The organism is Micromonospora sp. NPDC005367, from assembly GCF_040606825.1.
In the GTDB taxonomy this organism is placed as follows: domain Bacteria; phylum Actinomycetota; class Actinomycetes; order Mycobacteriales; family Micromonosporaceae; genus Micromonospora.
In genome coordinates this window covers 1-23378 of the sequence record NZ_JBEXFP010000057.1, presented here as the reverse complement: position 1 = coordinate 23378, position 23378 = coordinate 1, and the positions used below count along the sequence as shown (strand labels likewise).

Sequence of the window (23378 nt, the reverse complement as noted above, 5' to 3'; positions counted from 1 at the left end):
TCTACGAAAAGAGGCCCGCGCAATGGTCGCACGTAACCCCAAAAACAAGCCCACCGCCCCCAATGTTGTCGAGGACGACTTCGTCACCGAGGTCGACGGTATCGAAATCCGTTTGCCATCGCTGGCCAACCTGCCGTTCTGGCTGACTCTGGAAATTGAGCAGCTGAGCCAGACTCGCGCTATCAAAGCGATCCTCGATGCCGAAGTGGCGGACGAGAAAGCGCGTAATGCGGTGATGGCTCTGCGCACCAAGCAGTTGAACGAACTGCTGATTGAATGGCGCACCCATTCGGGGATCAACGAGGGGGAATCCTCGGCCTCGTAGGTCTGATCAACAAGTACCGCGAGGCCATCGAATCAGATCTCATCGACCGGGGTCTTCGGCTCCGCTGGCTGGGAACTGAATCCCTGACATGGGTTGATCTCCGCTCAATTATCGCCTGCCTGGGCCCCGAATCGGCGCTCGGGCGGGCGATGAACCCCCTTCCGCCAGAAGAACGCGAATGGGGTCTAACCGAACATCTCATCGCGCATCTCGTCGATCTGACAAACCTGTTGTGGTGGGCGCAAACAAAAGACGGACAAAACAATATGAACCGTCCTTCAAGAATTCCTCGCCCCGGTATCAAAGACGACGTCTCGAACTTCGGCGACGAACCTATGCCCATTTCGGAAATGGATGACTACCTGGGTTGGGGGGATAGATAAATGGCTGAAAAAGGCATCGAAGTCGCCACAGCGTTCGTTTCCCTGGTAGCTGACACCAGCAGCCTCGGGCGCGATATTCGTCGCACGGTCGGCGACGCCCAGAAAGAAATTTCCAGCAAGCCGCTGAAGGTCACTGCTGACACCAAAAGCCTTGAGCGCGCAAAAGCTGAGATCGACAGTCTCGGCCGGAAAATGCAGGCCGCCCGAGAGGCGGAAGCGACGGCGGCTGAAAAGGTCCGCGTCGCAGAGACGAAGCTCGCCGAAGTCCGTGAGGGCAGCAAGGCCAAAGCGAGTCAACTCGCTGCGGCTGAGGCGGCAGTATCGAAGGCTCGGGCAGCGGCAACCGACAAGGTCGCTGTCGCCGAAGCAAAGCTCACCGAGGTACGCGAAAGCGGCAAGGCCAAGCAGAGCCAGATTCTGGCGGCTGAGGCCGCACTATCCAAGGCTCGTGTTGCCGCCACCGAGGATGTGCGCGTTGCCGAAACGAAACTCGCAGAGGTCCGCGACAGCAGCAACGTCAAAGCGTCCCAGCTTGTGGCCGCCGAGACCGCCGCGTCGAAGGCACGCCGCGACCAAGGCGCCGCAACACGAGAAGCCGCCCGCGTAGCTCAAGAGCTGTCAGAAGCTCAGACCAGGCTGGCCAGTGGGACACGGCAGTCGACGAAGGCAATCGGTGACCACGACCAGGCCGCCAAGCGGTCATCGCTCAGCCTGGGCGGTGTCGCCAAGGGCTTGGGACTGGTTGCCGCGAACACCGCCAAGATCGGCGCTGTCGGCGCTGGCATTGCCGCGATCGGCGGTGCGGCCGGTGTCGCTCTGGGCGCTGTGGGTGCCCTCGGTGTCGGCTTGGCCGCTCTCGGTCCAGCCGCCGGCGCTGCCGTGGGCACTGCCGTTGTGGGCCTGCATGGCGTGGGTGATGCGTTCAAGGCGATTACCGCGGCGCAGGACTCGGCCGGTGAGGACTCCAAGGCGAAGGCGAAAGCCGTTGAGGCAGCTCAGAAACAGGTTGAGTCCGCGGTTCGTGGCGTCGCCACTGCGGAAAAGAACCTTCAGCAGGCGAAGAAGTCGTCTGAGGCTGCGGAAAAGGATCTCAGCGATGCCCGCAAGGAAGCAACGCGCACCCTTCAGGACTACCAACTCCAGTTGCGGGGCGCGTCGCTCAACGAGAAGGACGCCCAGCTCTCACTGAGAGAGGCGCAAGCCGACCTCATCAAGACGAACGCCGACGTCAGTTCCACCGCGCTCGAACGTGAGCGGGCAGCGCTGCGTGTTCAGGAAGCTGAACAGCGGCTCGCTGAAACGCAGGAGTCCAACCGCGAACTCGTCGAGAAAGCCAACGACGCCCAGGCCAAGGGCGTTGAAGGTGCCGACAATGTCGTTGCGGCGAAAGAGAAAGTCGCCGACGCCAACGACCGAGTCAAAGAAGCCGAACAGAGCGTAGCTGAGGCTCAAAGCAACGTCGCCGACGCGCAGAAGTCGCTGACGGAAGCGATGACCGAGGGGTCGTCGGCGCAGAACAAGGCCGCCGAAGCGCTGGCGAAACTGTCGCCGAACGCCCGTGATTTCGTCCTGGCGGCGGAGTCGATCAAGCCCGCCTGGGATGACGCGGTCAAGTCGACACAGAACGCGTTGTTCGCCGGTTCGGCCGACGGCATCAAGCAGCTCGCTACCGCGGCGCTGCCGACACTCAAGGCCGGCATGGTCGACGTCGCTACGTCGATGAACGGCCTGACCAAACAGTTCGCGGCGTTCTGGCAGACCCCGCAGGCACTCGCCGGCGTGCAATCGGTCTTCGCCGGTGTCGCCGACGTGATCGATGGGATGGGCCCCGGTCTTCAGCAGGCCACCCAGGGCGTGTTGTCGCTGTCGCAGGCGTTCGCGCCGGTCGCTGGACAGATCGGCGCCGACATCGGCTCACTGATCGGCAGTATCGGCCAAGCGTTCACCGACGCGTTCAACAACGGCAGCCTCACTGAGCTGGTCTCGAACTTCGGCAGCATCCTGGCCGGTCTGGGTGATGGGCTGAAGCCGCTGATCGATGGCTTGATCCAGGTCGGAAACATCATCGGCCCGGTTCTGGGGCCGTTCCTGGCGCAGCTGGGGCAGACACTCGGCGCGATCATGCCCTCACTCGGCGAGTTGGGCGCGTCACTGTTGTCGTCGCTGAAGCCGATTCTGCCGGTGCTGGGCAACCTGATCAGTTCTCTTGCTGAGGGCTTGGGGCCAGTGCTGCCGGTGCTCGCGCGACTGCTCGACGCCGTGATGGCCGCTCTACAGCCGTTGATCGAGCCGCTGTCGGAAGTGGCGCAGGTGGTTGGTAGCGCGCTTGCGCAAGCGGTCGTCGCGATCACTCCGGCGATCGGCCCGTTGGCCACTGCGTTTTCCTCTCTCATCACCGCACTGGCGCCGATCATTCCGGTTGTCGCGCAGGTGGTTTCGGGGATCGTGCAGGCCCTCGCGCCCGCATTGACCACCGTCTTCGATGCCCTGGCACCGGTGATTCAGCAAGTCGCTGACTCCATGATGCCCATCTTCAAACAGCTCCAACCGGTGCTGGCCGAAGTCGCTGGTGTCATCGGCGATGCTCTGTCGCAGGCGATTACGGCGTTGATGCCGGTCATTCCGGTCATCGCGAAGTCGTTCGGTGACCTGATTCTCGCGGTCGCGCCGCTGCTGCCCCAGCTGGTTCAGCTGGCCGTGCAGATGCTGCCGCCGATCGTCGACATCCTCGTCCAGCTCATCCCGATCCTCACCAAGGTAACCGACGCATTTACCTGGCTTGTGTCGAACGTGCTGATGCCGATCGTGATGCCGGCACTCAAGGCGCTGTCCGACACCATGACCACCGCGACCGATGTCGCGGTGAATGTCGTCACGGCAGCGAAGAATTCGCTCGGTCCCGCATTGACCAGCGTCGGTGGGTTCTTCTCCGACCTGGGCACGACTGTGTCCTCAGTCTGGAACGGGATCGTGAAGGCCATCGCTATCGGCGTCAAAGCTGTCGGCGAGATCTTGCAGAAGGTCAAAATCCCGGACTGGGTACCTGGGATCGGCGGCAAGGGCGCCAACGGTCTCGGTGACTCCCTCGTGCAGTGGGCAGATGCCCACATGGCGACCGGCGGCCTGCTCAACGGCCCCGGCACCGGCACATCGGACTCGATGCTGATCGCGGCGTCGACCGGCGAATACGTGGTCAACGCGCGCGCGACCGGCAAGAACCTGCCGCTGCTCGAAGCCATCAACGCCGGCTGGGTTCCCTCGCCCGCGTACCTGCGCAACATGGTCGGCGACCTGCCGAAATTCGCCACAGGCGGCTTGGTCCCCGGCAAGGCGTTCGCCCAGTCGATGGACCCTGCCGTCTATGAAATGGGCGGCTTCTCGCGGTCATCGATCGACTGCTCCGGCATCGTGTCCGCGGTCGTCAACGACGCGCTCGGCAACGACCCGTTCTCCTCGCGGATGTCGACTGTGTCGGAGGGCGATTGGCTCACCGCGCGGGGTGCTCAACCAGGTCTCGGTGCGGCCGGTGATCTTCAAATCGGCTGGTTCGATCACGGCGGAGGCGCCAACGGGCATACCGCATTGACGTTGTCCGACGGCACCAACGTCGAGTCGAACGGCAGCGACGGCGTCATCATCGGTGGCCCTGTCGGTGCAGCCAGTTCGATGTTCGACCACCAGATGCACATTCCCGCGGCGCTGCTGCGTGGCGGGGATCTGGGAGGCCCGGCGGGCGGTCTGGGCTCACCGGGTGGCGGCGGAGGTGGGGGCGGTCGTCCAGGGGGCGGAAGTCTCGGCGCTTCCACACCGGGCGCTGGCTCCGGCACATCCGGTACCGACGTCGTCGGTGCCGGTGGTGCCACGCCGGTGCTGGTCACGAACTGGCCTGCCGCACTGGGTGGCACGCCCGCGACAACACCGGGCGCGGTTCCCGGAGTTGCGTCGCCGGCTGCTCCCGGCCTGGTGCCTCCGGCTGGTTCTCCGATTGCTCCGCTTGCACCTGGAACGCCCGTGCCGTGGGGGCCGACTCCGGCCACGCCGTCAGGGACACCGGCACCGACCTACACCGTCGGCGACGGCAGCACGCATCCCCTGGCCTCGCTTCCTGGTGCCGGGAAGCTGTTCTCGGGCCCCGCGCCGTGGTACATGGCGCCGACTCCTGAAGCAGCGCTGACCAACCTCGGCACGCAGGCGGCGTCGCTGGCTACCAACCAAGCCCAAGGACTGGCGCAGTACTTCCAAAACAATTGGAAGGAAATGCTTCAGACCGGACTGGCCGGTGTGGGCATGGCCGCAGGTGCGGGCGGCGGCGGGGGCGACACCTACCAATTCAACGGCTACAACGAGCGCGGCGTTGGGCAGGTCATCGAACGCAATCAGCGGAGACGTGCCCTGGCCATGCAGCGGTCCGGAGGTTTCGGGCGATGAATCCTCTCCTTCTGTCCGAGTCCACGAAAACTGTTGTGTGGGACATCAACTCACGTGTCTGGCACCTGCATGGCGCAGGTGCCGGCCGTGAGGGGGTGCGGCTGACAGCGCAGACGGGGCACATGTTCGCCCCTGTCTCGCTGCTCACGTCGGAAGGTGCGCGCCAGGACGGCGCCACCTTCCTTCGCAGCGTGCGCAGCAAAAAAGACTGGGACGCAGTCATTTTCATCAAGGGCAGCACCGTCGCCGAAATGCGCGCAATTCACGACGCGTGGTGGCGTGGCTGGTCGACCGATGTCCCGTGCACGGTCGGCACCTACACCAAGCATCAGGGCTGGCGCTACAACCGCTACCAGCTCGACGGCGCACCGGTGCCGGTCGAAACGTTCGACCCGGCGCTCAACGCGGCGGTGTCGTATCAGCTGTCGGCGACCGCGATGGACCCGCTGGCGGCGCACCTGGACGAGTCGAATATCTGGGTCAACGAGGACGGCCGCAACGAGGGCACCGTGCGTGTCCGCAATGCAGCCGATCAGCCCGCGTGGGCCCGCTACACGATGAACGGTCCTGGCCAGTACTGGATCCAAGATCCGACGGACCCGGATGCGTTGCGGGTGGTGCAGACACCGCCGATCGAAGACGGCGAAACCCTGCGCATCGACACACACCCGCGGCACCGCACCGCGCGCGTGTACAGCGACGACAACCCTTCAGGCCGCAACGTATTCGCTGCTCTGGCGGGTCGCCGCTGGCTCGCGGCGATGCCGGCGTGGTCGAGCACCGACATTGTCGTGCGCGTCGACGGCGGGAACACTGCCTCGTCGGTGCGCGTCGACGTGTCCCCGCGTAGTTCGAGGCCGTTCTGATGGCCGCGTGGAACGACGTCGCCGAAGCGCGGCGCATGGATGCTCTCGAACTCGCCGACCAGGCGTACCGGACAGACCAGGCGGCGCTGGTCCGCTATTACGACAAGTTCTTGCAAGAGGTCGGCGAGGAAGGCGCGTATACGTCTCTCCAGTTCTCGATCAAGAAGAACGCCGCCGGCGGGTTGAAGATGCAGGTCCCTCGCGCGGACTTCATTCACTACGACCATTTCTTCAGGAACGAGGACGGCGCCGACGCCACGATCCCGATCACCGTCACCACGAAAGCGTTTCGCTGGGACGGCTTCGTCACCCGTGCGGCGTTGATCCGCGATGAGAACGGTGTCGAGACCGTCGACATCGAAGCCATCCACGTGTGGCAGGTCATCGCGGCGATTGCGTTGTGGGCCAGCCCGTTCGCTCCGTTCTTGGCGCAGTTCCCGCGCCATATGGTGCTGGCTGCTCCGCTGGAATCTCTGATCGCGATCTATCTGGCGTGCAACTTGATTCGGTTGCAGATGCCGTTGTGGTCGCTGCCGGCGAACTGGCTCGACGGCCCGGAGTGGGCGCAGACCGGTGCACTGTGGCCGATCGCTTTGGTTCCGGTGTGGATCCCCACCGACACCAGCGTGTGGCGGGCGGCGTCGGCTCGCTTCGACATGGCCGACCAGCTGTTCGAACCGCTGCTCGACGGCACGGGTGTGATGCTGACCGCGAAGTTCTTTCTACCCGAGGACGGCGACGAACAACCGGCACCGGAGTATTACTACCTCGATCGCCCGACAGTCGTTATCGGCACTGAGGACAAGTCGGGATCTGTGGGCCCGAGCGGCACCATGTTCGACGGCATCGTGAAATTCATCGAAGAATTCGTCGATGACACCACGCTGGTCCGGTATCCGGATTTCAATGCCCAATCCGAGTATGAATCCGTCTACGGCTACTCGGGCCCGTTGGGTACTTTCCGTGGGCTGCCGCATGTGTGGTATCTCGAAGGCGAGTATTCGGGTATCGGCGAAGCTGAACTAGCCATTCACAAGCCGACCGCTACGAAAGTAATCGTCGGCGGCAAATCGCCCGGCTGGGTGAATGCCGGCATTGAAATCGCGATGAAGAACCTGCTGGCGTGGCTGGGTCTTTTGATCGGCGTGCCCGGTTTGGATTCGCTCTACCAAGGTCAGCTCGACGACGTCTTCCTTGCCTGGTGGGTGTGGGAAGACCAGGAGCGCACCCAGCGTGCGGGGCCGTTCGCGTTCAACGAAATGGTCGTCACCAACAGCAGCAAAGCGGCGACTCTCGACGGTGTCATGGCTGGCCGTAAAGGCTTGCACGACACACGCGGCTACGTGAGCAAAAAGGTTTCCGTTGGTGACGGTGCCCCGTATTTGATCGGCAAAGATTTCACCCTCGGCGATCAGATCGGGTTCCAAATCGGGGATCTGTTGTTCACCGACTACATCACCGAAATGACATTCAGTGACGATCGCCAAAAAGGCGCTCACTGGGAATTGCAGATCGGCGACGGTAGCGACGACGAAGATTCGATGGTCAAGGCGTGGGCGCGGATGGCGAAGATGGCGCAAGCCATTCACGATATTTCCACCGACGTCGGCGCTGATCTCGATTTGCTGATTTTCTGACAGGACGAAAGCGTTGACCGATACCAGTTTCCCGGCGCATATCAGCGTCGACCGAGACGTCGACATAAACGGGCTGCCGATCCTGACAGCCACCGTCACCCCGGACGCCGATTCGGCGGCCCTGCCGCTGCCGGACGGCCCTGACGGACCGATCGGCGAGCGCGGCTCGGCTCAGGCACCGTTCATCAAGGTCGGCACCATCGCCAACGTCGGCGCCCGCCCCACCGGGCTTACTGCCACCGATCGCGGCAAGTGGTGGCATCGTCTCGACGACAACGGCATGGACTTCTGGACCGGCACATCGTGGGTTCATTCCCCCGACGCTGTCGGAGACCAGGGCCCCGTTGCTCCGGCGACGACGATCACCACGACCACGCTGCACGATCCGGCACTGACAGTTCCTGCGGTGAAGGTGACCGGCAGTGGATCAGATCTGGCTGTGGCCGTGACTGTTCCGGCCGGTCTGCAAGGGATAGCGGGCCCTGCCGGTGCATCGGGGGCGATCTCGGATGCCACCGACTATGACGACTCGACGGGCCCGACTCAGGGCAGTGTCCTCGCCTACAACCTGGGGGCGAAGAAGTGGCGAGTCCAACCGCCGCCTGGCGGCTTCGGCCCGTGGTCATGGTGGGGCACCGACTTCACCGCTGATCAGGAAGTAGCGACCGACAAGCTGATCGCCGCGACCTTCACCCTGCCGGCGTTGCCGTTCCAGTGGCGGCCCGTGGTGTATGGGCATCTGTCGATCTACTGCCAGCTGGTGTCGAGCACGAACGCTGTCGCCTACGCGCGGCTCAACAACTCGAACGGCGTCATGCTCGCCACCGCCGCGGGCGCCCGTATCGACGGCTCATACAACCCTCTTGCCCTGAATCCGACCTACGGCGACGAGGGCACCAAACCTCTGTCCCCGTCCAGCACCTACGCCACCGTCCCCGCCTACCAGTCCGCGTCGATCGTGGTCACGGTCGAGCGGGTCGGGTCGGCGAGCAGCACCGCCAGGATCGGCTACAAGCAATCCGGTGCCTCGCTGGTCGTGTGGGCTATGCCCGTCTAGGAGACCGAATTGTCAACTGTAGGCGACTATTTCGACAAGGCGTTGATACGTGGCCTCGATGAGGGCATCGGCGCCGGCGACATCACGCAGTCGATGCAAGCCACCCCCGCTGACGGGGCGCTGGAAATGCCGGTCGGGTCGCAGGGTGATACCGGGCTCACCGGCCCGGACGCCTATCCGTGGCGCTACGAAGGCGATATCGCCGACCAAGCCGCGCTGCAAGCACTCGCGCCGAAACTCGGTGTGGCGCAGGCCGGCAAGGCGTGGCGGGTGTTGTCCACCAACACCATCGCCTATTGGAACGGCACATCGTGGGACAACTTCAGTGAGGCGATCGGCGGGCGCGGCCCCGACGGCACCCCGAACACGCTGACCATCGGCACAGTGACCACGGGCGCGGTCGGATCCGACCTGGTCGCCACGGTGACCGGCACCCCGCCGAATCAAACGCTGAACCTGGCTGTCCCGCGTGGGGTGAAGGGACAGAAGGGGCCGATCGGCTCGCCCGGCCCGCTGCGGCAAGCCAGCGACTACGACAACAGTGCCGGCACCGCCGACGGCGCGGTACCGGTGTGGAACGCCGCAACCAGCAAATGGAAGCCGCAGGGCAACCCCGGCTGGCGTGGGCCGTGGTCGGTGCTGGAAAACCAAGCGTGGGACGGCAGTTCAGGATTCGCCGCTTCCCAGTCGAACGTCACCACATCCCCCAACACCATCTGTGTCGTCAACGTGCCCGCCCAGGATGTGGCCTGGCGGCCCCTGGTCACCGGTGGCGCGCTGGTGCGCACAGCAGCAACGGACGGTTCCAACATCGTCGATATCGAGGCGCGCATCGGCTCCGCTTCCGGGCAGATCGTGGCCTTCGGTCCGGGCTTCGCGTGGGGCGTGGACTGGATGAACCGCCTGACGCCGCAGTTCCAGACATCGGCCATGACACCGGCGTCGAGCGTGGGCGTGATCGCCGCTGGCTCTGCTGCCGCCATCTACCTCGTGTTGCGCCGCTCCGTGGGAACCGGCGCCTACTACTACACCCGGACCGGCGCACACGCGGCAGTGTGGGCTGTGCCGGTGACGGGAGCACCATGACAACCGTCTTCGACGCCGACGTCACCGTGACGATGCGTGGCGTTCCTGACCTGGTCGGGTTGCCGGTCACGGTCAATTCGTTCGAGTTGGTCGGCCGTGAAGTGCTGGTCCAGATCCGCCAAGGCCCGCCTGGTAATCCAGGCCCGCAGGGTGGTCCGTCGTATATGTTCACCTGGCAGGGCGACGCCGCCACCTTTGCTGATCTGGCGGCGTTGGATCTCGACACCACTGACGCCCGCAAGGCGTGGCGGGCGGTCGACGAGAACGCCTTGTACCTGTGGACAGGCATGGAGTGGATCCGCTCCATCAACGCTTTCGGCGCTCTCGGCAAGCAAGGCCCACCGACCACGCTCACTGGCACCGGCATCGCCGGCGCTACCGGAAGCTCAGCAGCAGCGGCATTGACCGGCAGCGCACCGAACCAGGCGCTGTCGATCACCTTCCCCCGTGGCGCGACCGGCGACCAAGGCGACCCCGGCGAGGCAGGCGCGATCTCCGACGCCGCCGATGTCGGCGACCTGACCAGTGCCAAGCAGGACGCGGTTTTGGAGTGGAACGCGACCGCGTCGCTGTGGCAACCGGTGCCCAATCCGCGTCTCGCGGGCCCGTGGGCTATCGCGTCCGGCCAGTTCACTGCCGGATCTAACCTGAACACCAGCCCGAAAACCATTGCGACGATGACGATCCCGAGCCAGCCCGTGGCGTGGCGACCGATCGTGTTGTCAGGTTCGGTGGGCGTGCTGACCCATGTGGCGTCGCTGGGTGACACTCGCGTCGACATCGAAGTGCGCATGTCCGCGATCGATGGCCCGCTGATCGGCTACGGCGGCGGACTCGGCGCGGCAAACAACACGCAGGTGCAGCTGTATCCGCGGTTCGACTACCCGCTCACTCCTGGCTCGACATCGGCTGTGGTGCAGCCCAATCAGACCATCACCCTTTACGTGCTCGCGCGTCGTGTCGTCGGCACCGGCAACTACACCCTTGATGCCGGCGGCGCTCAACTCGTGATCATGGCCCAACCCCTGGAGGACCAGTGAGCGACGACGCCCACGAGATCGTCGAAGAGATCGTCACCAAGATCGGGCGCGAACGCGCCGAACGCCAGGCTATGCAAGAGGCCGCGAAGAATGGTGACTACATCGACTCCGACGGCGTGCGGGTCACACCGAAGTTTCAGCAGTTCATGCGCATGGCGCAGGAAGGCAAGCTGCCTGACCCTGGCGACGTTCCCGAGGTCGACCCGCAGGTACGGGCCCTGATCGAGGAACTGACCATCGTGCATCTGCCCGAGTGGCGCACACCGACTGGTCGCAAGCTCGCCGAACCTGCTGTCACGCGTATCCCGCAAGCAGCGCGTATCGCGCAATACCTGGTCGACCGCGGCTGGGTGCAGCAACCCGAGCGTGAGCGGATTCGTTGGGCGCCAACACCTGGCGGGCTCACCGACCCGTTCGACACAGGTCTTCATTACGAGCGCGACGAGAACGGCGAATGGCCGGTCATCGACCCCGAAGCCTTTTGGGACATCGAGCACATCGAAACCAAACAGCAGCAGGACGGCACGTGGGTGGCGGCGCATCACCGCGGTATCGCGTTCACCGGTGCCACGAAGTCCGAAGCCTATGCCGGGCTGGTCGACCGGATCCGCACCAAGATTCAGGAGGCCAAACAGCATGGCTGATCCCATCCCCACGAAGGGGGCTTAGTGACCCCCGAACTTATCCAGGCGATAGGCGTAGCCATCGTCGGCATCATCGGCGCACTGACCGCGTGGCAGAACAAGAAGGTCCGCGAACTGAGTGCCCGCGTGGCTGAACTCGAATCCCAGATGGCTGCGGAGAAGGGCAAGTTCCGGGCCGCGATTCGGTTCATCCGTTCGCTTCAGCGCTACACCGACGACCTGTCGGAGTTGCTTCGCCGCGCAGGCCAGACGCCCCCACCTAACCCGGTCGTTGTGCCGAAAGAACTTGAGGAGGACCTGTAAATGGCTAGCCTCCCCCCGCTCGCATACGGGCGCGTTGTGGGCCGCTTCCTGGCCAACATTGCCGACGGCCCCGACATCGACGACACCCCCGAATTCGTGCCGCTGACTGGCACAGTGACCTTCACCGCGGGTGCGCCGAAAGTGTTGGTCCCCAACGCGACACCCGACCCGGCGACCTATGTGCAGTTGCCGAAGTACTACGAATGCCAGCTCGACGAGTTCGGCTACATCACCTGGCGTGGTGGGCGCGGCGTCAAGCTGGTCGCACCCAACGAGCAGACCAACCCGACCGCGTGGACGTGGAAGGCGACCTTCGACCTCTATTACGAGGGTGAGAAGGTCGAGATGGCGCCGTTCAGCTTCGAGGTTCCCGAGTACATTCCGGGCCCGGATCCAGCGCACCCGGACGTTGATTCGGTCGGACTCGTTGACCTGACCGAGGTTTCGCCGGTGCCGGCATCGAACGGTGAGGCAGTCGTACGCGGATTGAGCGTCGTCGATGTGACACTCGTCGGCGACAACCTCGTGTTCGTCTTGGACAACGGCGACCACCTCGACCCGGTCACCGTTCCCCAGATCGCGGCAGCAACTGACGCTGCTACAGCTGCGGCCTCCAGCGCCACCGCCGCGTCCACGTATGCGAGCGAAGCACAAGACGCCGTCGATAGTTTCGATCTGACTGTCGGCACTGTAACCACCGGCGAGCCTGGCGATCCAGCATGGATCACGATCAGCGGCGGTCCCGCCTTCGTGCTCGATGCTGTACTCCCGAAAGGTGATACCGGCAATACTGGCCCCGCAGCACCCGACGCGAGCGGCACCGTCAAAGGCATTCTGAAGATCGCCGGCGACCTCGGCGGCGACGCGAACACCCCGACCGTGCCTGCCCTCGCGGGCAAGGCACCTTTGGTGCATTCGCATGTGGCTGCCGATATCAGCGACTCGTCGACCGTCGGCCGGAATGTGCTGACCGCGTCGACCCAGGCTAGTGCTCGGTCCGCGATCGGTGCTGGCACAAGCAATCTCGCGATCGGTACGACCGCTGGCACGGCGTGCGAGGGCAACGATTCTCGCCTGTCCGACCCTCGTACTCCCACGGCCGCGGGGCAGGTGTATGACTTCTCGTTCGTGCACACCACCAGTGGCGTCACACGCGCCACGGGCGGTGGAAACGTTGCCTCGCAGGGCATCAAACTCGCTCGCGCCATTCGCGTGACCAAGGTGGTCTATCGCGGTGCCACCGCAGGCGCGTCCGGCACCCTCGACGTCGAGCTACGCAAGAACGGCAGCCAGTTCGCCGGCACGAACAAGTCCATCGCTGTAGCTGATCAGACCGCCGGCGGGACCAACGCGACCGCCACCGGCACATGGGATTACGCCGCTGGCGACATCCTTGTCCCTTGGATCACTGCGGTAGGCACGACTCCCGGCCTGGGGCTGGTCGTCGATATCACGGCGGTGACCCTGTAATGGGCATGATCTTCATCGGCGGTACGCCCGGATTCATGCCTTCCGGCATGGTGAAGAACGGTTCAACATTCAGCCTCACCACTACCTATCAGCAGATCACTGGCTGGATCGCCGACGCGACCTATCCAGGCTCGTCCGTGGCATCGGATGCGCTGGTCGTGCAGAGTGCTAGCTCCAGCGCGACCGTCGCCGCGAATATCCCCTTCACCTCACAGTTCGCCACCACCGTCACCCTGCAACTGTTCAACGGCGCCACACTGATCGCGCAGGGCGCGGCGTCCGCGTCCACAACATCCGGCACCGCCATCGTTTCCGTATCCGGCGTGACCATCGCCTCCGGCGATCTGATCACGGTGAAGGGCACCACCAACAGCGGATTCGGCGCGACTGTCACTGCCGGAACCGGCACATGGGTACGAGTGACTGCTCCCTGATACACCAACCGTGTCGTATTGGACTTCTTGCCGTCGGTGTCAGTCGTTGCCTTGAGCACAACAACTACCTTTTCAGGGGGTCGACTGAAAGGTCGGAGGCAGGTAACTGACATGTTGTCAGTCACCCCTTCTGAGCTTGGGGAAACCCGCGCAGCCGTCCCCTCGGAGGAGCCGTCCCAAGTGCTGCGGAATCCGTACGACCTTGGGCTGGCCATTTTGGCCTGTCGCTGCTGACCAGTTACTTTCCGGTATCCCGAAACTCAGTCGGGTCCAGCAAGAGTGGATCCCGCAAGTACTACGGAACCCGTACTATCTCGGCTTCGGATACCGCCAACTGGCGGAGCCGCCGGGGGTACTCAAATTCGTGTACTCCTTGACCAGCACTTTTGCGGGACCCCGCAAGTTTTCAGGGGCAGTCGTCACGATCATCGTGACGTCTGAGTTTTCGACCCCACCGGCGAAAAGGCGGGACGCCGCCCCCTTGCTTGTGGAGCGGCGGGGGCGGCGTCTTCGTATCCAATTATCTGCTACTCGTGTGACGCCTCCTTCCCCTCGTGGTCGGACGAGGTGCGTACCCGATCGGGTAAATAGGCAGGTCAGACGATGTGAGTGACAGGATGTCACTCACATCCCGCAAGTTACGTTCACCATGACCGTGACTTAGCGAGAGGCGTTTTCACGGACGTCTGCGACTATGGGTCGGATTTGAAATCCGACCCTTGCGTGATGCGCCCCTCGCTTGAGAGTGAATTCGGCTCACTCTCAAATCTGGCCCTCGGTGCCCGCTGCGGCCAGTGCAGGATCCCGTAGTAGATGCCGATCGACAGCAGGATCACAACGATCAGAAGACCGAGCATCCGAACCCCTTCCGATGCTTGAACTCTGGCCACTTCGCGAACGACAGCCGCGGCAACACCGTCTCCACATCCGCAACCGCCATCACCGCGTTCAACGTGAGCGCGTCCATATGCTCAGTCGACGGCGTCAACACCGCATCGACATCGGCTTCACGCACGAGATCCGGGAGCGCGAGCAGACTCGCCTCCGGCCATATCAGCGCGTAGCCCAGATGCCTTGCCAGTCGCTGCAATTGCGCCGCATCCCACTCCGGGGCCTCACTGATCTCGTCGGCGATCCAACCCAACGCTGTTGGTCTAACCCTCATCGCCGACCGCCGAAAGCGCGGTGTGCTGTCTCGCTGCTCATGTCTGGCCCTCTCCGCTACACGGGCAAAGGAACTGCACCCGGCGCCGGGGCTCACGCCACCTGTCGGCACGCCCTCCGAACCGCAGATGTGCCGCTGTTGCGGCAACCAACCGACGCCGGGACAGCAAGAACGCTACGAATCCCCGGACGTCGTCGGCTAGCAAATTGCAGACGATTGCGCGGCAATTCCCTGCAATCCCCGCGCCGGGCAACGACAATGAGGGGTGCACGCAACTACCTTGAGCGAAGGAAGCCCTCATGACCGAATTGCGACTACTCGGCTGCGGATCGAAGGACGGCGGTTGCCCAGCGTTGTACGCCACCGATAACGACACCCTGATCGTTCAGGGCCTCACTACCCGCGCCGGGAACGCTGTCCTGATCCCGCACCACCAGTTGCTCGACTGGGCGGAACCTGGCAGCACCATCACGATGGAAACCACCGACAACCCCGAACTGGTACTCGTCGCCGGAACCCCGGTGACGGATGACGTACGGTCGCGGCTGATCCTGGATCCCGACGAGACCGCGGTGGAGGTTCCCCGATGCGGGCTATAACCGGCGAGCTGGCCGGCGAAGGCATTTACGCGAAGTTCTTCCGCAACGCGCAACACTCCGCAGTGCATGTGGAGGTGCAGGACACCTATGACGTGCCCGACGAGTACGAACCGTTGGTGAGGTGGCGGGAAGACCGGGCGATCGTCGAAACCGATGGCGGCCGTGAATGGTGCGCTCTCGTGGCCGAAACCGTATCCCGTGGGGTAACGGTTACCCGGATACGAGTGGTGACGGTCCCGCACAACGAGTACACGCGCTGGCTCCTCGACGCCTGCACACCCAATATCGCGGCAGGGGAAGAGATCCGGTACCTACCGCGGCATCTCGCCGAGGAACCGCCGGCGGACGACTTCTGGCTGTTCGACGACGACACGGTCGCGTTCAACACCGTTGACGACGACGACGCGAACAACGGGCTCGCCGTCACAACCGATCCCGCGATCGTGCGCGTGTGCGCTGAGGCTGCACGACGCCTCTGGGCTGCTGGTATCGACCGTGACGAGTATGTGCGTTCGGAGTTCGCTGCACAGTGAGCGCAAGCGTCGGACAGGCAAGGGCGGCCCTCGGAGCACGACTGCGTGAACTCCGCAGGGACGCCCACCTATCCGGCAAGGGCATGGCCGAAGCGTGTGATTGGCACCCGTCGAAGGTGTCACGCATCGAACTCGGCAAGCAGCAACCATCCGAAGACGATCTGCTGGAATGGTGTCGAGTCACTGATTCTATGCTCGTCTATGATGACTTGGTCGCCACCCTGCGGAACCTTCAATCCATGTACCTGGAATGGCGGCGTGTGGTCGCGTCGGGGCGGGCGCACCGGCAACGCCAATCCCTCGAAATCGAAGGCCGCGCAGAACATGTGCGCTGGTTCGAATCCTGGGTGGTACCGGGACTCTTGCAAACCGCCGAGTATGCGCGGGCGATCCTCCTCGAATGCCGCACCCTCGTCCCTGGCGGGCGCGACGACATCGACGAGGCTGTGCAGGTCCGCATGACACGACAGCGCGTGTTGACGTCAGGTCGGCGCAGGTTCGCGTTCATCGTCGCGGAGGCCGCCTTAACTCAAGTCGTGGGTTCGCCGGCGATCATGGCCGAGCAGGCACACCGGTTGATCGAGCACGCCCGAAACCCGCGCATCGACCTGTCGATCGTCCCGTTGGACGCACCAGCGCCGATCGGGTCTCACGGGTTCGCGATGTTCGACCGCGAGCGAGTGATGGTCGAAACGATCAGCGCCGAACTCACAGTCACTCGCCCATCGGAGATCGCCGTCTACGACCACGCTTTCGGCGCCATGCACGCCATCGCAGCACACGGATCCGCAGCGGCCGAGATACTCGCCCGAGTTGCGGTAGCGCACTCACAGCACGCGTAATTGAGCGCAACGAGATAGGCGCCCAAGCGGGAGAGATGGAAGTCCTCGCGGGGCTTCGTGCCGCCGGGGCGATTTTCCCGGAGTCGGGAAAATCTCTGCTGCCCCCTGATTCATCACAGTGATCTCTGCGCGCTCGATCCGGCGCAGCAATGGGTCAGCGACCTACTCCGCCGCTACGGCATCTGGACGCGCGGCGCTGGCTAGTCCCCTCCCACCGTCCAGAACGGCCGTAGCCGCCCGAATCTGCTCGGCCAGGACTGATAGTCGGATCGTCGGCGTATAGCGCCCCTGAAGCCGCATACGGTCCAATTCGGCGGCCACAGCGTCCAACTGGCGAGCGGCGCGCCCCTCCGGGGTCATATCGACCATGACGTAACTCCTCAATGCTCCGCGTGATCGCGGGGTTAAAGCATGAAGGGGACGTCCACGATGGACGTCCCCTCCGCGTGCGTGGCGTCTTAGAACGACGGCGCCGTGCAGTTCACGACCGCATACTTGCCGGTCGACGTCTTCTCATCTTTCACCTTGCCGTCCACCGTGATCCGGCACGTAACCGACGTACCCGTGGTCTGCGCACCCAGACCCGCGATCACCACAGTCGACGTGTTCACCACAGTCCTGCTCCACGGAGCCGACGGCGACACCTCTTGCTTCATGTCCGAGTTCTCGTCGAAGTACGACACGTTGTTCAGGGTGTCGGCATCCGAGATCACCTCATACACAACCGTCTTGCCCTTGTTGGTGTTCGGCTTCGCGGTCAACGGCGGCGGTGCGGCAGGCGCGGGCCCGGCGGCTTCTCCGGGTGCTTGGGTCTGGCTGGCAGCGGACGCGATCGACGACGACGCCTGATCGACGGCTTCGCTGACCTTCTTACCGGCGGTGCCGACGATGGCGAAACAGCCACCGAAGAACAGCACGACGACAGCGATCAGCACCCACGGCCACACCTTGCGCTTCTTCTGCGGAGGCTGCGGCGGATAGGGCGGATTCGGGGGCTGCTGCTGCGGGTATGGCGTGGACATTGGGTTCTCCTCATCTGGTTTTGCCGAAAGGTTTTCTGGGAAAAGACTGAGAGGCGTTACCGCGGGCACCGCGTGTTGCCGCGACCCGCGGGGCAATTAGGGACTCGTTAGGTGCGCCAAGTGATCACGGGTGCGGTAAATCGCGGCGTTTCCATACCGCGCAACTGGTGATCCAGCCACGCCCCCACCACACCGCGCGTAACCGTCGCCGCGTGATCGGCGGACAGCGAGCCACACAGATCCGCCCCGGTGGCGCCCAGCTGGCACAGATCCGCCGCCGAGTAATGCCCCGCACCGTGCACCGCTACAGACTCGAATCTGGCGTCGCGGAAGGCGTTCCAGCTCCGCGTCCAGATGCCAGTCAGATCGAGCAGCAGCACAGGACGATCCATCGTCGGCGCGGCGGCAACCCGATCCCATCCCGCGGGCCCGTCAACGGACACCACAGCCCGGATCCTCGAATCGCTGGCAGCCAACTGGACCGCCGTGGTTCCGCCGTAGCTGTGGCCCAGCGCCGCAATCCGTTCGAGGTCGAGCCTGGCCCCCACGATCGGCAACACGGCGAGACGGTCGAGCACCAAACGCATATCGGCCGTGCGAGTCGCCAACTGGGCGCGCATGTAGTCATCGGTCATGGTCGGCTCGTCCCCGAGAACGATTCGCCCGTCCGGGAATTGAACCGCCGGCGACTCGCCCGTGTGGTCGATCGCCACGACAGCGAACCCGCGCGAGGCGAGATCGGCAGCAAGGCCCGACAGGATCCAACGCGGCGTCCCCATGCCGGGCGACAGGACGACCACGGGCAGACGATCGCCGTCGACGGCCGCGCCTTCAGTGGCAGCGGCTTGCGCTCCGATCATGTCCAGCGCCGCCGATGGCGTATGCAACCAATCAGCAGACCGACCCGCTATCTCCGCTTGGGCGGCTGGCTCGATGGCAGGCACATACGACGCCGGTGCCTGACGACCGCTCGCCGGATACCAGGCCGACACCATGATCGAGCGGGCGCGCGTCTCGTCGGTGAGGGCCGTGTCGATTCGCCCGACGAGGTGAGCACCACCAGGCTCCGCAACCGGAGATGGATGCAGGGCCGCAGGACGGCAATGCGCACTGCCGGGGCACAGGAGCCCATCGGCATGAGCGGGTGTGGCACAGGCCAATAGAGCCGACAGAAAGAGCGTGACGAGGGCGGCTCTTGCGGCCACCGATCGGCCCTCGCTTCGAGGCTGTAGGCCGTGTTCGACGATCGAACGCTTGGCAACAGTTTTGGCTACAGTCGCCGATTGTGGGATTGTGGTCTGAACCGGTACTCTGCTGGTCAGATACCATTTCTGGCTGGAGCCGGTGACGGGAATCGAACCCGCACTCTCAGCTTGGGAAGCTGATTTTCCGCTCTCTAGGTGCTGCACTGTTAACCTATTCTCGCTGGTAGAGTCGTTTTGAACGTTGCTGCGATACCGTGCGATACCGTATCATTGGCAACACCTTTTGGCTATACCTCTCTGAACCCACTGTAGCCAAGTGCTCATGCACGCTCGTACAAGACTTTTCGACCGACAGAATCAACTACGCACCAAGGGGCCAAGCAATGCCATCGAAGCCCTCGAAGCAGACCTTCCGCACGCCCGGAAAGCGCCGCAAACGGCAATACGGCGAGGGTGCCTTGTATCAGCGCGCGGACGGCATGTGGGTCGGCACGGCACCGTTGCCGCCCGGTCCCGATGGCAAGCGCCGGCGCACGCCGCCCGTCTACTCGATGGACAAGAACGAGGCCAAGGAGAAGCTGGACAAGCTGAAGGAAGACCTCAAGAACGGTGTCGAGCCGATCCCGAAGCAGAAGATTCGTGTCGACGATCGGATGCGCCGCTGGGCGGAACGCAAGTCGAAGAACTGGAGCCCGAACCACTACCGCAACGTGCTCTCCACTATTAAGCAACAGGTCGAGCCGAGCATAGGGCACGCCGACTTCAAAACCCTTGATACTGAACACATTCACTGGATGCTTTCGTGGATGGACGCCCAGACCAAGGTCAAGAAGACCAAGGAAGACGACGGCACCGTCACGGAAACCGAAGTCCCGAGGTGGGAGTCGAGAACGAAACAGATCGCCTACGACCGGGTGCGTGACTGGCTTGATGACGAACTCAAGGAACGTCCGAAACTGATCCGCGAGAACGTCGCCGCCCTCGTCGAGCGTCCGCCCGCGATCAGCAAGGAGCGTGGCACGCACACCGACGAGCAGGCACGGAAGGTTCTGGAAACCGCACTGGAGCGGGAAGACCCGTTGGTCACGTTGTGGACGGCCCGCTACGTCTCCGGCCTTCGGCAAGCGGAACTGCTTGGAATGCAGGAGGATCGAATCAACTTCGAGGACCTGACGTGGGACATCAGCTGGACGCTGCAACAGCTGCCGCTGAAACCGGGAATGAAAAACAGCGACGACCCGAACCGCTTCGAGATCAATAACGATGCGTACGAACACATTCCGGTCCACGGGAACATGGCACTGGTGCGGCCCAAGACGAAGAAGCCCCGCATCCAGCCGTTGCCCGCGGAGTTCGCTTTCATGCTCCGCACCTACCTGGACAACCGGAAGCCGAACCAGTGGGGCCTGGTCTGGACGACAGCGACGGGCAAGCCGATCCGTCGTGAGTATGAGAACGAGGCTTGGCGCAACGCGCAGGAACTCGCCGACGTCCCGATCATCACCGGCCACGGCACACGCCACACCGCGAACACCTTGATCCCGATGGACGAGGCCCACCGCCAGAAGTTCCTAGGCCAGAGCACCGCCAGGGCGAACCGAATCTACCTACACGCGGACCTAGAGAAGCTTCGCGAAGGTCAGAACGCCCTTGCCGGAATGCTCTTGCCCGAGAAGCTGGTTCCGAAGGAGCAGCGGACAACGGACTGACTAGGGCATCCCCGCCGTGTCCAACTCATCGAGGATCACGCCGACCTCTTCGTGGATCGCCCGCAGTGTCGGAACAATCGGCCGATATTCCGACGTCTCGGGAATGTCGATGATGGGCGACGCATCCAGGCGATACCGGTAGGTCAGCGTGACCTTTTCTGCCTCTGCGTTGACCGGCTTGACCCTGAACTTGCAGATGACGTCACCGCGCCGTAGATCGTCTTTCCTGAAGTCTTCCTGCTCGGTGACCTCGAACTCGCCTGTCTGCTGGACATTGAGACGGGCGCTGACGTGGTTCGCTACGAGAAGTTGCCGATGCTTGTCGGTGTTGACCAGCTCGCACAGCATCCCCAACGGATGCAGACGCGGGACGTCGACGTTCCGCGGCTGGTGAGATTCGATGATCGCGGTCACCGCGTCGGAGTAGATGCACCCCAGCGGCGACGATCCCTCTTCGATCTTCTTGATGATCGTGGGGAAATTCCAGGAGTGCGGATGGACGGCATGGTCGAGGGCGGCCCGCATGTTGGTCAGCGCGTCGCCGGCGACCAATCCCCATTCGTCGGGCACCTCCGAAGGCGGGTCGTTTATGACAACGACTTCGCACTCCATCGCCTCTGGCCATCCGTAGCGATCGGTCGTGCGGATCTCCACATCCACGGGGTTGTCTGTGTGGTAGCTCTGAATCTGCCCATCGAGGTCATCGATGTGCAGGAGTGCACGCCTGAGTTTGTGCTTGGCGCTTGCGATCCCGGCTATCGGCATTATTCGATCTTATGGCCGCGGAGAAGCGTCGGCCAACGAATAACCGGGGGTCTGACGGCTGGGTCGTTGCTAGTCAGCGCTGCGCTCGCGGATCCGCTGAAGCACATCGAAGATCGCGTTCGGATCACGTTGGATCGCTTGCTCAAGGTCGAGCGGGACCACTGATGCAAGGTCGTTCCAACCGTCAGGGCCGCCGGCCCACGCTTGAACCACTTGCATTGCAGCCTTGTGCAATCGGGCCGCCTGTGTCAGTGCATCACCAGGGGCGCCTTCAGCGATGTCTTCCATGGCCGTATACAGGTTTCGGGCGCCGTCCAGGAGTCCGATTATCGTGCTGTACTCGATCGGGTGCGCCTTTGGCCAGAAAGCCGAGCGCGATGGATGGCCTACAACGTAGGTCGGAATGTTGCTCCCGCCGGGGCGCAGGGTCGCTTGCGCTGAGGGTAGTTCTTCGTCGGGGTCAGCACTGTCAAGCGCCTCGTCTAGAAGACGTTCGAGTACGCCGGCGGGCCAGTTGAGCGCGTTCTCGATCTTTGCGCGTGATGCCTCTCGTGGCCACCGGGTGCCTTTCTCTAGCGCCCGAAGGGTCTTGCGATCGACGCCAGCAGCCCCAGCTAGGTCGGCTTGGTCCATGTGCCGATCCAGCCGACGGCGTTGCACCTCCGTGCCGACACGCAATCGAGCCGCTTGACTGTCCATGTTCCCCATTATGCGAGCGGCAAAAGGGGAACTACAAGCGAAGTTGCCGCCTCATGGTCGAGGACGATCGAGGAGTTACCGGGGCGACCAGCCATTTTGGGCAGTCAGCGAACTTTTTTGGCGTGAGTTAGATCACACTTCCTAAAGGTTCCGCGTCCGAAAACCGCCAAACTAGCGCTGCTAACCACGATCTAACTGGCGATACGCGAAGTTCCCGTTCTTACCCAGATTTCCGAAGTGGTCCGCTGTGGTCTGCTAGAGTTGCCCACAGGAGCTCCGGAGGGCTCTCGCCAAAGAAAACCTCCGGAGTCCGACACGTGAACCCTGACACCGGGAAAAGGAATCAGAGCCATGCCCAACTCTAGCGCATCGGTTGCCGCGGTCCGCCGGTCCACGGTCGACCTCGACGCGTTTCAGAACCTCGTCGATGCCGTCGCCGACGCCGTGATCGAGCGTCTTACCCAGCAAGGCAAAGTCGACCAGCGGCCGATTACGTTCGATCTGAAGGGCCTCATGGACTACACGGGGCTGAGCAAGACGTCGATCACCACTCTCCTTCGCGAAGAGAAGATTTCGGCGCGCAAAGAGGGCGTCAAGAACCTCTACGAACGTGCATCTGTCGATCGCTACCTTCGCTCGCTGCCCGCGTGGGGCACCCAGGAGGCCGCCTAGGGTTCGCCCCCTAGACGGCACTCATTCACCCCTCCCGCATAAGCGGGATTCTCTCAGTCCATTCCGCACCCCTCGGATGGGCGATTCGCAACACCTCAAAAACCCTGAATACACCAATTCGCAGGAGCCAAAATTGAGCATCGCAGCTCAGGTCAGCCATTTCCGCATTCTCGCCGCTGACTTCGGAATGGGCGGTGACGGCGTGCATCAGATCGCCGCGAAGTGCATCGACCTCAAGTACATCTCTGAGGATTCCGTATCGAACGAATTCGGCGACGTCACCGGACATTCGATCGGACACGTGAAGATCGGCGCGGATAACTCGTTGAGTATCGAAATGCTGAAGGGAACCTCGATCGAGGACCTGGACCGCGCGATCGGCGTTCTGATGGACGAACTGGAGTTCCGCCCGCCCGTTGGTGAAACCCTGCTGGACGTCTTCGCCGCCTAGATCGGCCTTGTTGCTGTCGCCGGTTTGGTCCGGCCGTTACTCG

At 63.4% G+C, this 23378-nt stretch carries 23 protein-coding genes; 18 read left to right on the top strand and 5 right to left on the bottom strand.

Annotation, left to right across the window (positions count from 1 at the left end; genetic code table 11):
- The first annotated feature begins 22 nt into the window (after positions 1-22).
- The 12 genes from ABZS42_RS27920 to ABZS42_RS27865 are packed head-to-tail and all read left to right on the top strand — an operon-like array spanning position 23 to position 13673.
- A complete protein-coding gene (locus ABZS42_RS27920) occupies positions 23-325 on the top strand; it encodes a hypothetical protein (RefSeq protein ID WP_355150220.1) in 303 nt (100 codons plus the stop codon).
- Entirely contained in the window at positions 277-708 is a 432-nt protein-coding gene (locus tag ABZS42_RS27915) for a DUF5361 domain-containing protein (protein ID WP_355150218.1), read from the top strand. Before ABZS42_RS27920 ends, ABZS42_RS27915 begins: the two co-directional genes overlap by 49 nt.
- Entirely contained in the window at positions 709-5136 is a 4428-nt protein-coding gene (locus ABZS42_RS27910; protein ID WP_355150216.1) for a hypothetical protein, read from the top strand.
- The gene (locus ABZS42_RS27905) at positions 5133-6002 is read left to right on the top strand and encodes a phage tail protein (RefSeq protein WP_355150214.1); all 870 of its coding nucleotides are present in this window, start codon (positions 5133-5135) and stop codon (positions 6000-6002) included. Before ABZS42_RS27910 ends, ABZS42_RS27905 begins: the two co-directional genes overlap by 4 nt.
- Entirely contained in the window at positions 6002-7639 is a 1638-nt protein-coding gene (locus ABZS42_RS27900; RefSeq protein WP_355150212.1) for a hypothetical protein, read from the top strand. Before ABZS42_RS27905 ends, ABZS42_RS27900 begins: the two co-directional genes overlap by 1 nt.
- Before the next feature lie 13 nt (positions 7640-7652).
- Complete coding sequence (locus ABZS42_RS27895; RefSeq protein ID WP_355150210.1) at positions 7653-8696, top strand: hypothetical protein; 1044 nt, start codon at positions 7653-7655, stop codon at positions 8694-8696.
- 9 nt (positions 8697-8705) lie between these two features.
- Positions 8706-9782, top strand: coding sequence for a hypothetical protein (locus tag ABZS42_RS27890; RefSeq protein WP_355150208.1), 1077 nt, complete (start codon positions 8706-8708; stop codon positions 9780-9782).
- Complete coding sequence (locus ABZS42_RS27885; RefSeq protein ID WP_355150206.1) at positions 9779-10822, top strand: hypothetical protein; 1044 nt, start codon at positions 9779-9781, stop codon at positions 10820-10822. Before ABZS42_RS27890 ends, ABZS42_RS27885 begins: the two co-directional genes overlap by 4 nt.
- A complete protein-coding gene (locus tag ABZS42_RS27880; RefSeq protein ID WP_355150204.1) occupies positions 10819-11466 on the top strand; it encodes a hypothetical protein in 648 nt (215 codons plus the stop codon). The genes ABZS42_RS27885 and ABZS42_RS27880 overlap by 4 nt, the downstream gene beginning before the upstream one ends.
- Before the next feature lie 24 nt (positions 11467-11490).
- Positions 11491-11769, top strand: a complete 279-nt coding sequence (locus ABZS42_RS27875) for a hypothetical protein (protein ID WP_355150202.1) — start codon at positions 11491-11493, stop codon at positions 11767-11769.
- Positions 11770-11805: 36 nt separating this feature from the next.
- A complete protein-coding gene (locus ABZS42_RS27870; RefSeq protein ID WP_355150200.1) occupies positions 11806-13239 on the top strand; it encodes a hypothetical protein in 1434 nt (477 codons plus the stop codon).
- Positions 13239-13673, top strand: a complete 435-nt coding sequence (locus ABZS42_RS27865) for a hypothetical protein (RefSeq protein ID WP_355150198.1) — start codon at positions 13239-13241, stop codon at positions 13671-13673. The genes ABZS42_RS27870 and ABZS42_RS27865 overlap by 1 nt, the downstream gene beginning before the upstream one ends.
- 841 nt (positions 13674-14514) lie before the next feature.
- Here the strand turns inward: ABZS42_RS27865 and ABZS42_RS27860 are convergent.
- Positions 14515-14817: a hypothetical protein gene (locus ABZS42_RS27860; protein ID WP_355150196.1), complete on the bottom strand. Its 303-nt coding sequence runs from the start codon at positions 14815-14817 to the stop codon at positions 14515-14517.
- A 320-nt stretch (positions 14818-15137) separates the two neighbouring features.
- Here ABZS42_RS27860 and ABZS42_RS27855 point away from each other — a divergent pair, with 320 nt between their 5' ends.
- From ABZS42_RS27855 to ABZS42_RS27845, 3 genes are read left to right on the top strand one after another with little or no spacing between them, the layout of a single operon-like run.
- Positions 15138-15437, top strand: a complete 300-nt coding sequence (locus ABZS42_RS27855) for a hypothetical protein (RefSeq protein ID WP_355150194.1) — start codon at positions 15138-15140, stop codon at positions 15435-15437.
- The gene (locus ABZS42_RS27850; protein WP_355150192.1) at positions 15425-15970 is read left to right on the top strand and encodes a DUF6879 family protein; all 546 of its coding nucleotides are present in this window, start codon (positions 15425-15427) and stop codon (positions 15968-15970) included. Before ABZS42_RS27855 ends, ABZS42_RS27850 begins: the two co-directional genes overlap by 13 nt.
- Positions 15967-16812, top strand: a complete 846-nt coding sequence (locus ABZS42_RS27845; protein WP_355150190.1) for a helix-turn-helix transcriptional regulator — start codon at positions 15967-15969, stop codon at positions 16810-16812. The genes ABZS42_RS27850 and ABZS42_RS27845 overlap by 4 nt, the downstream gene beginning before the upstream one ends.
- Positions 16813-17270: 458 nt before the next feature.
- Here ABZS42_RS27845 and ABZS42_RS27840 read toward each other — a convergent pair whose 3' ends face one another.
- Together ABZS42_RS27840 and ABZS42_RS27835 are read right to left on the bottom strand one after the other, a co-directional pair.
- Entirely contained in the window at positions 17271-17834 is a 564-nt protein-coding gene (locus ABZS42_RS27840; protein ID WP_355150188.1) for an MmpS family transport accessory protein, read from the bottom strand.
- 107 nt (positions 17835-17941) lie between these two features.
- Positions 17942-19243, bottom strand: a complete 1302-nt coding sequence (locus ABZS42_RS27835; RefSeq protein ID WP_355150186.1) for an alpha/beta fold hydrolase — start codon at positions 19241-19243, stop codon at positions 17942-17944.
- Positions 19244-19422: 179 nt separating this feature from the next.
- Here ABZS42_RS27835 and ABZS42_RS27830 point away from each other — a divergent pair, with 179 nt between their 5' ends.
- Positions 19423-20748 carry a tyrosine-type recombinase/integrase gene (locus ABZS42_RS27830; protein WP_355150184.1) on the top strand — a complete coding sequence of 442 codons (1326 nt, stop codon included), beginning with the start codon at positions 19423-19425 and terminating at the stop codon, positions 20746-20748.
- On the opposite strand, the gene ABZS42_RS27825 is transcribed toward ABZS42_RS27830, so the two are convergent.
- Positions 20749-21513, bottom strand: a complete 765-nt coding sequence (locus ABZS42_RS27825) for a hypothetical protein (RefSeq protein ID WP_355150182.1) — start codon at positions 21511-21513, stop codon at positions 20749-20751.
- Positions 21514-21582: 69 nt separating this feature from the next.
- Complete coding sequence (locus ABZS42_RS27820; RefSeq protein WP_355150180.1) at positions 21583-22212, bottom strand: helix-turn-helix transcriptional regulator; 630 nt, start codon at positions 22210-22212, stop codon at positions 21583-21585.
- Positions 22213-22563: 351 nt separating this feature from the next.
- On the opposite strand from ABZS42_RS27820, the gene ABZS42_RS27815 reads away from it, so the two are divergent.
- Complete coding sequence (locus ABZS42_RS27815) at positions 22564-22884, top strand: hypothetical protein (protein WP_355150178.1); 321 nt, start codon at positions 22564-22566, stop codon at positions 22882-22884.
- A gap of 133 nt (positions 22885-23017) precedes the next feature.
- Complete coding sequence (locus tag ABZS42_RS27810) at positions 23018-23335, top strand: hypothetical protein (protein ID WP_355150177.1); 318 nt, start codon at positions 23018-23020, stop codon at positions 23333-23335.
- Positions 23336-23378: the final 43 nt, after the last annotated feature.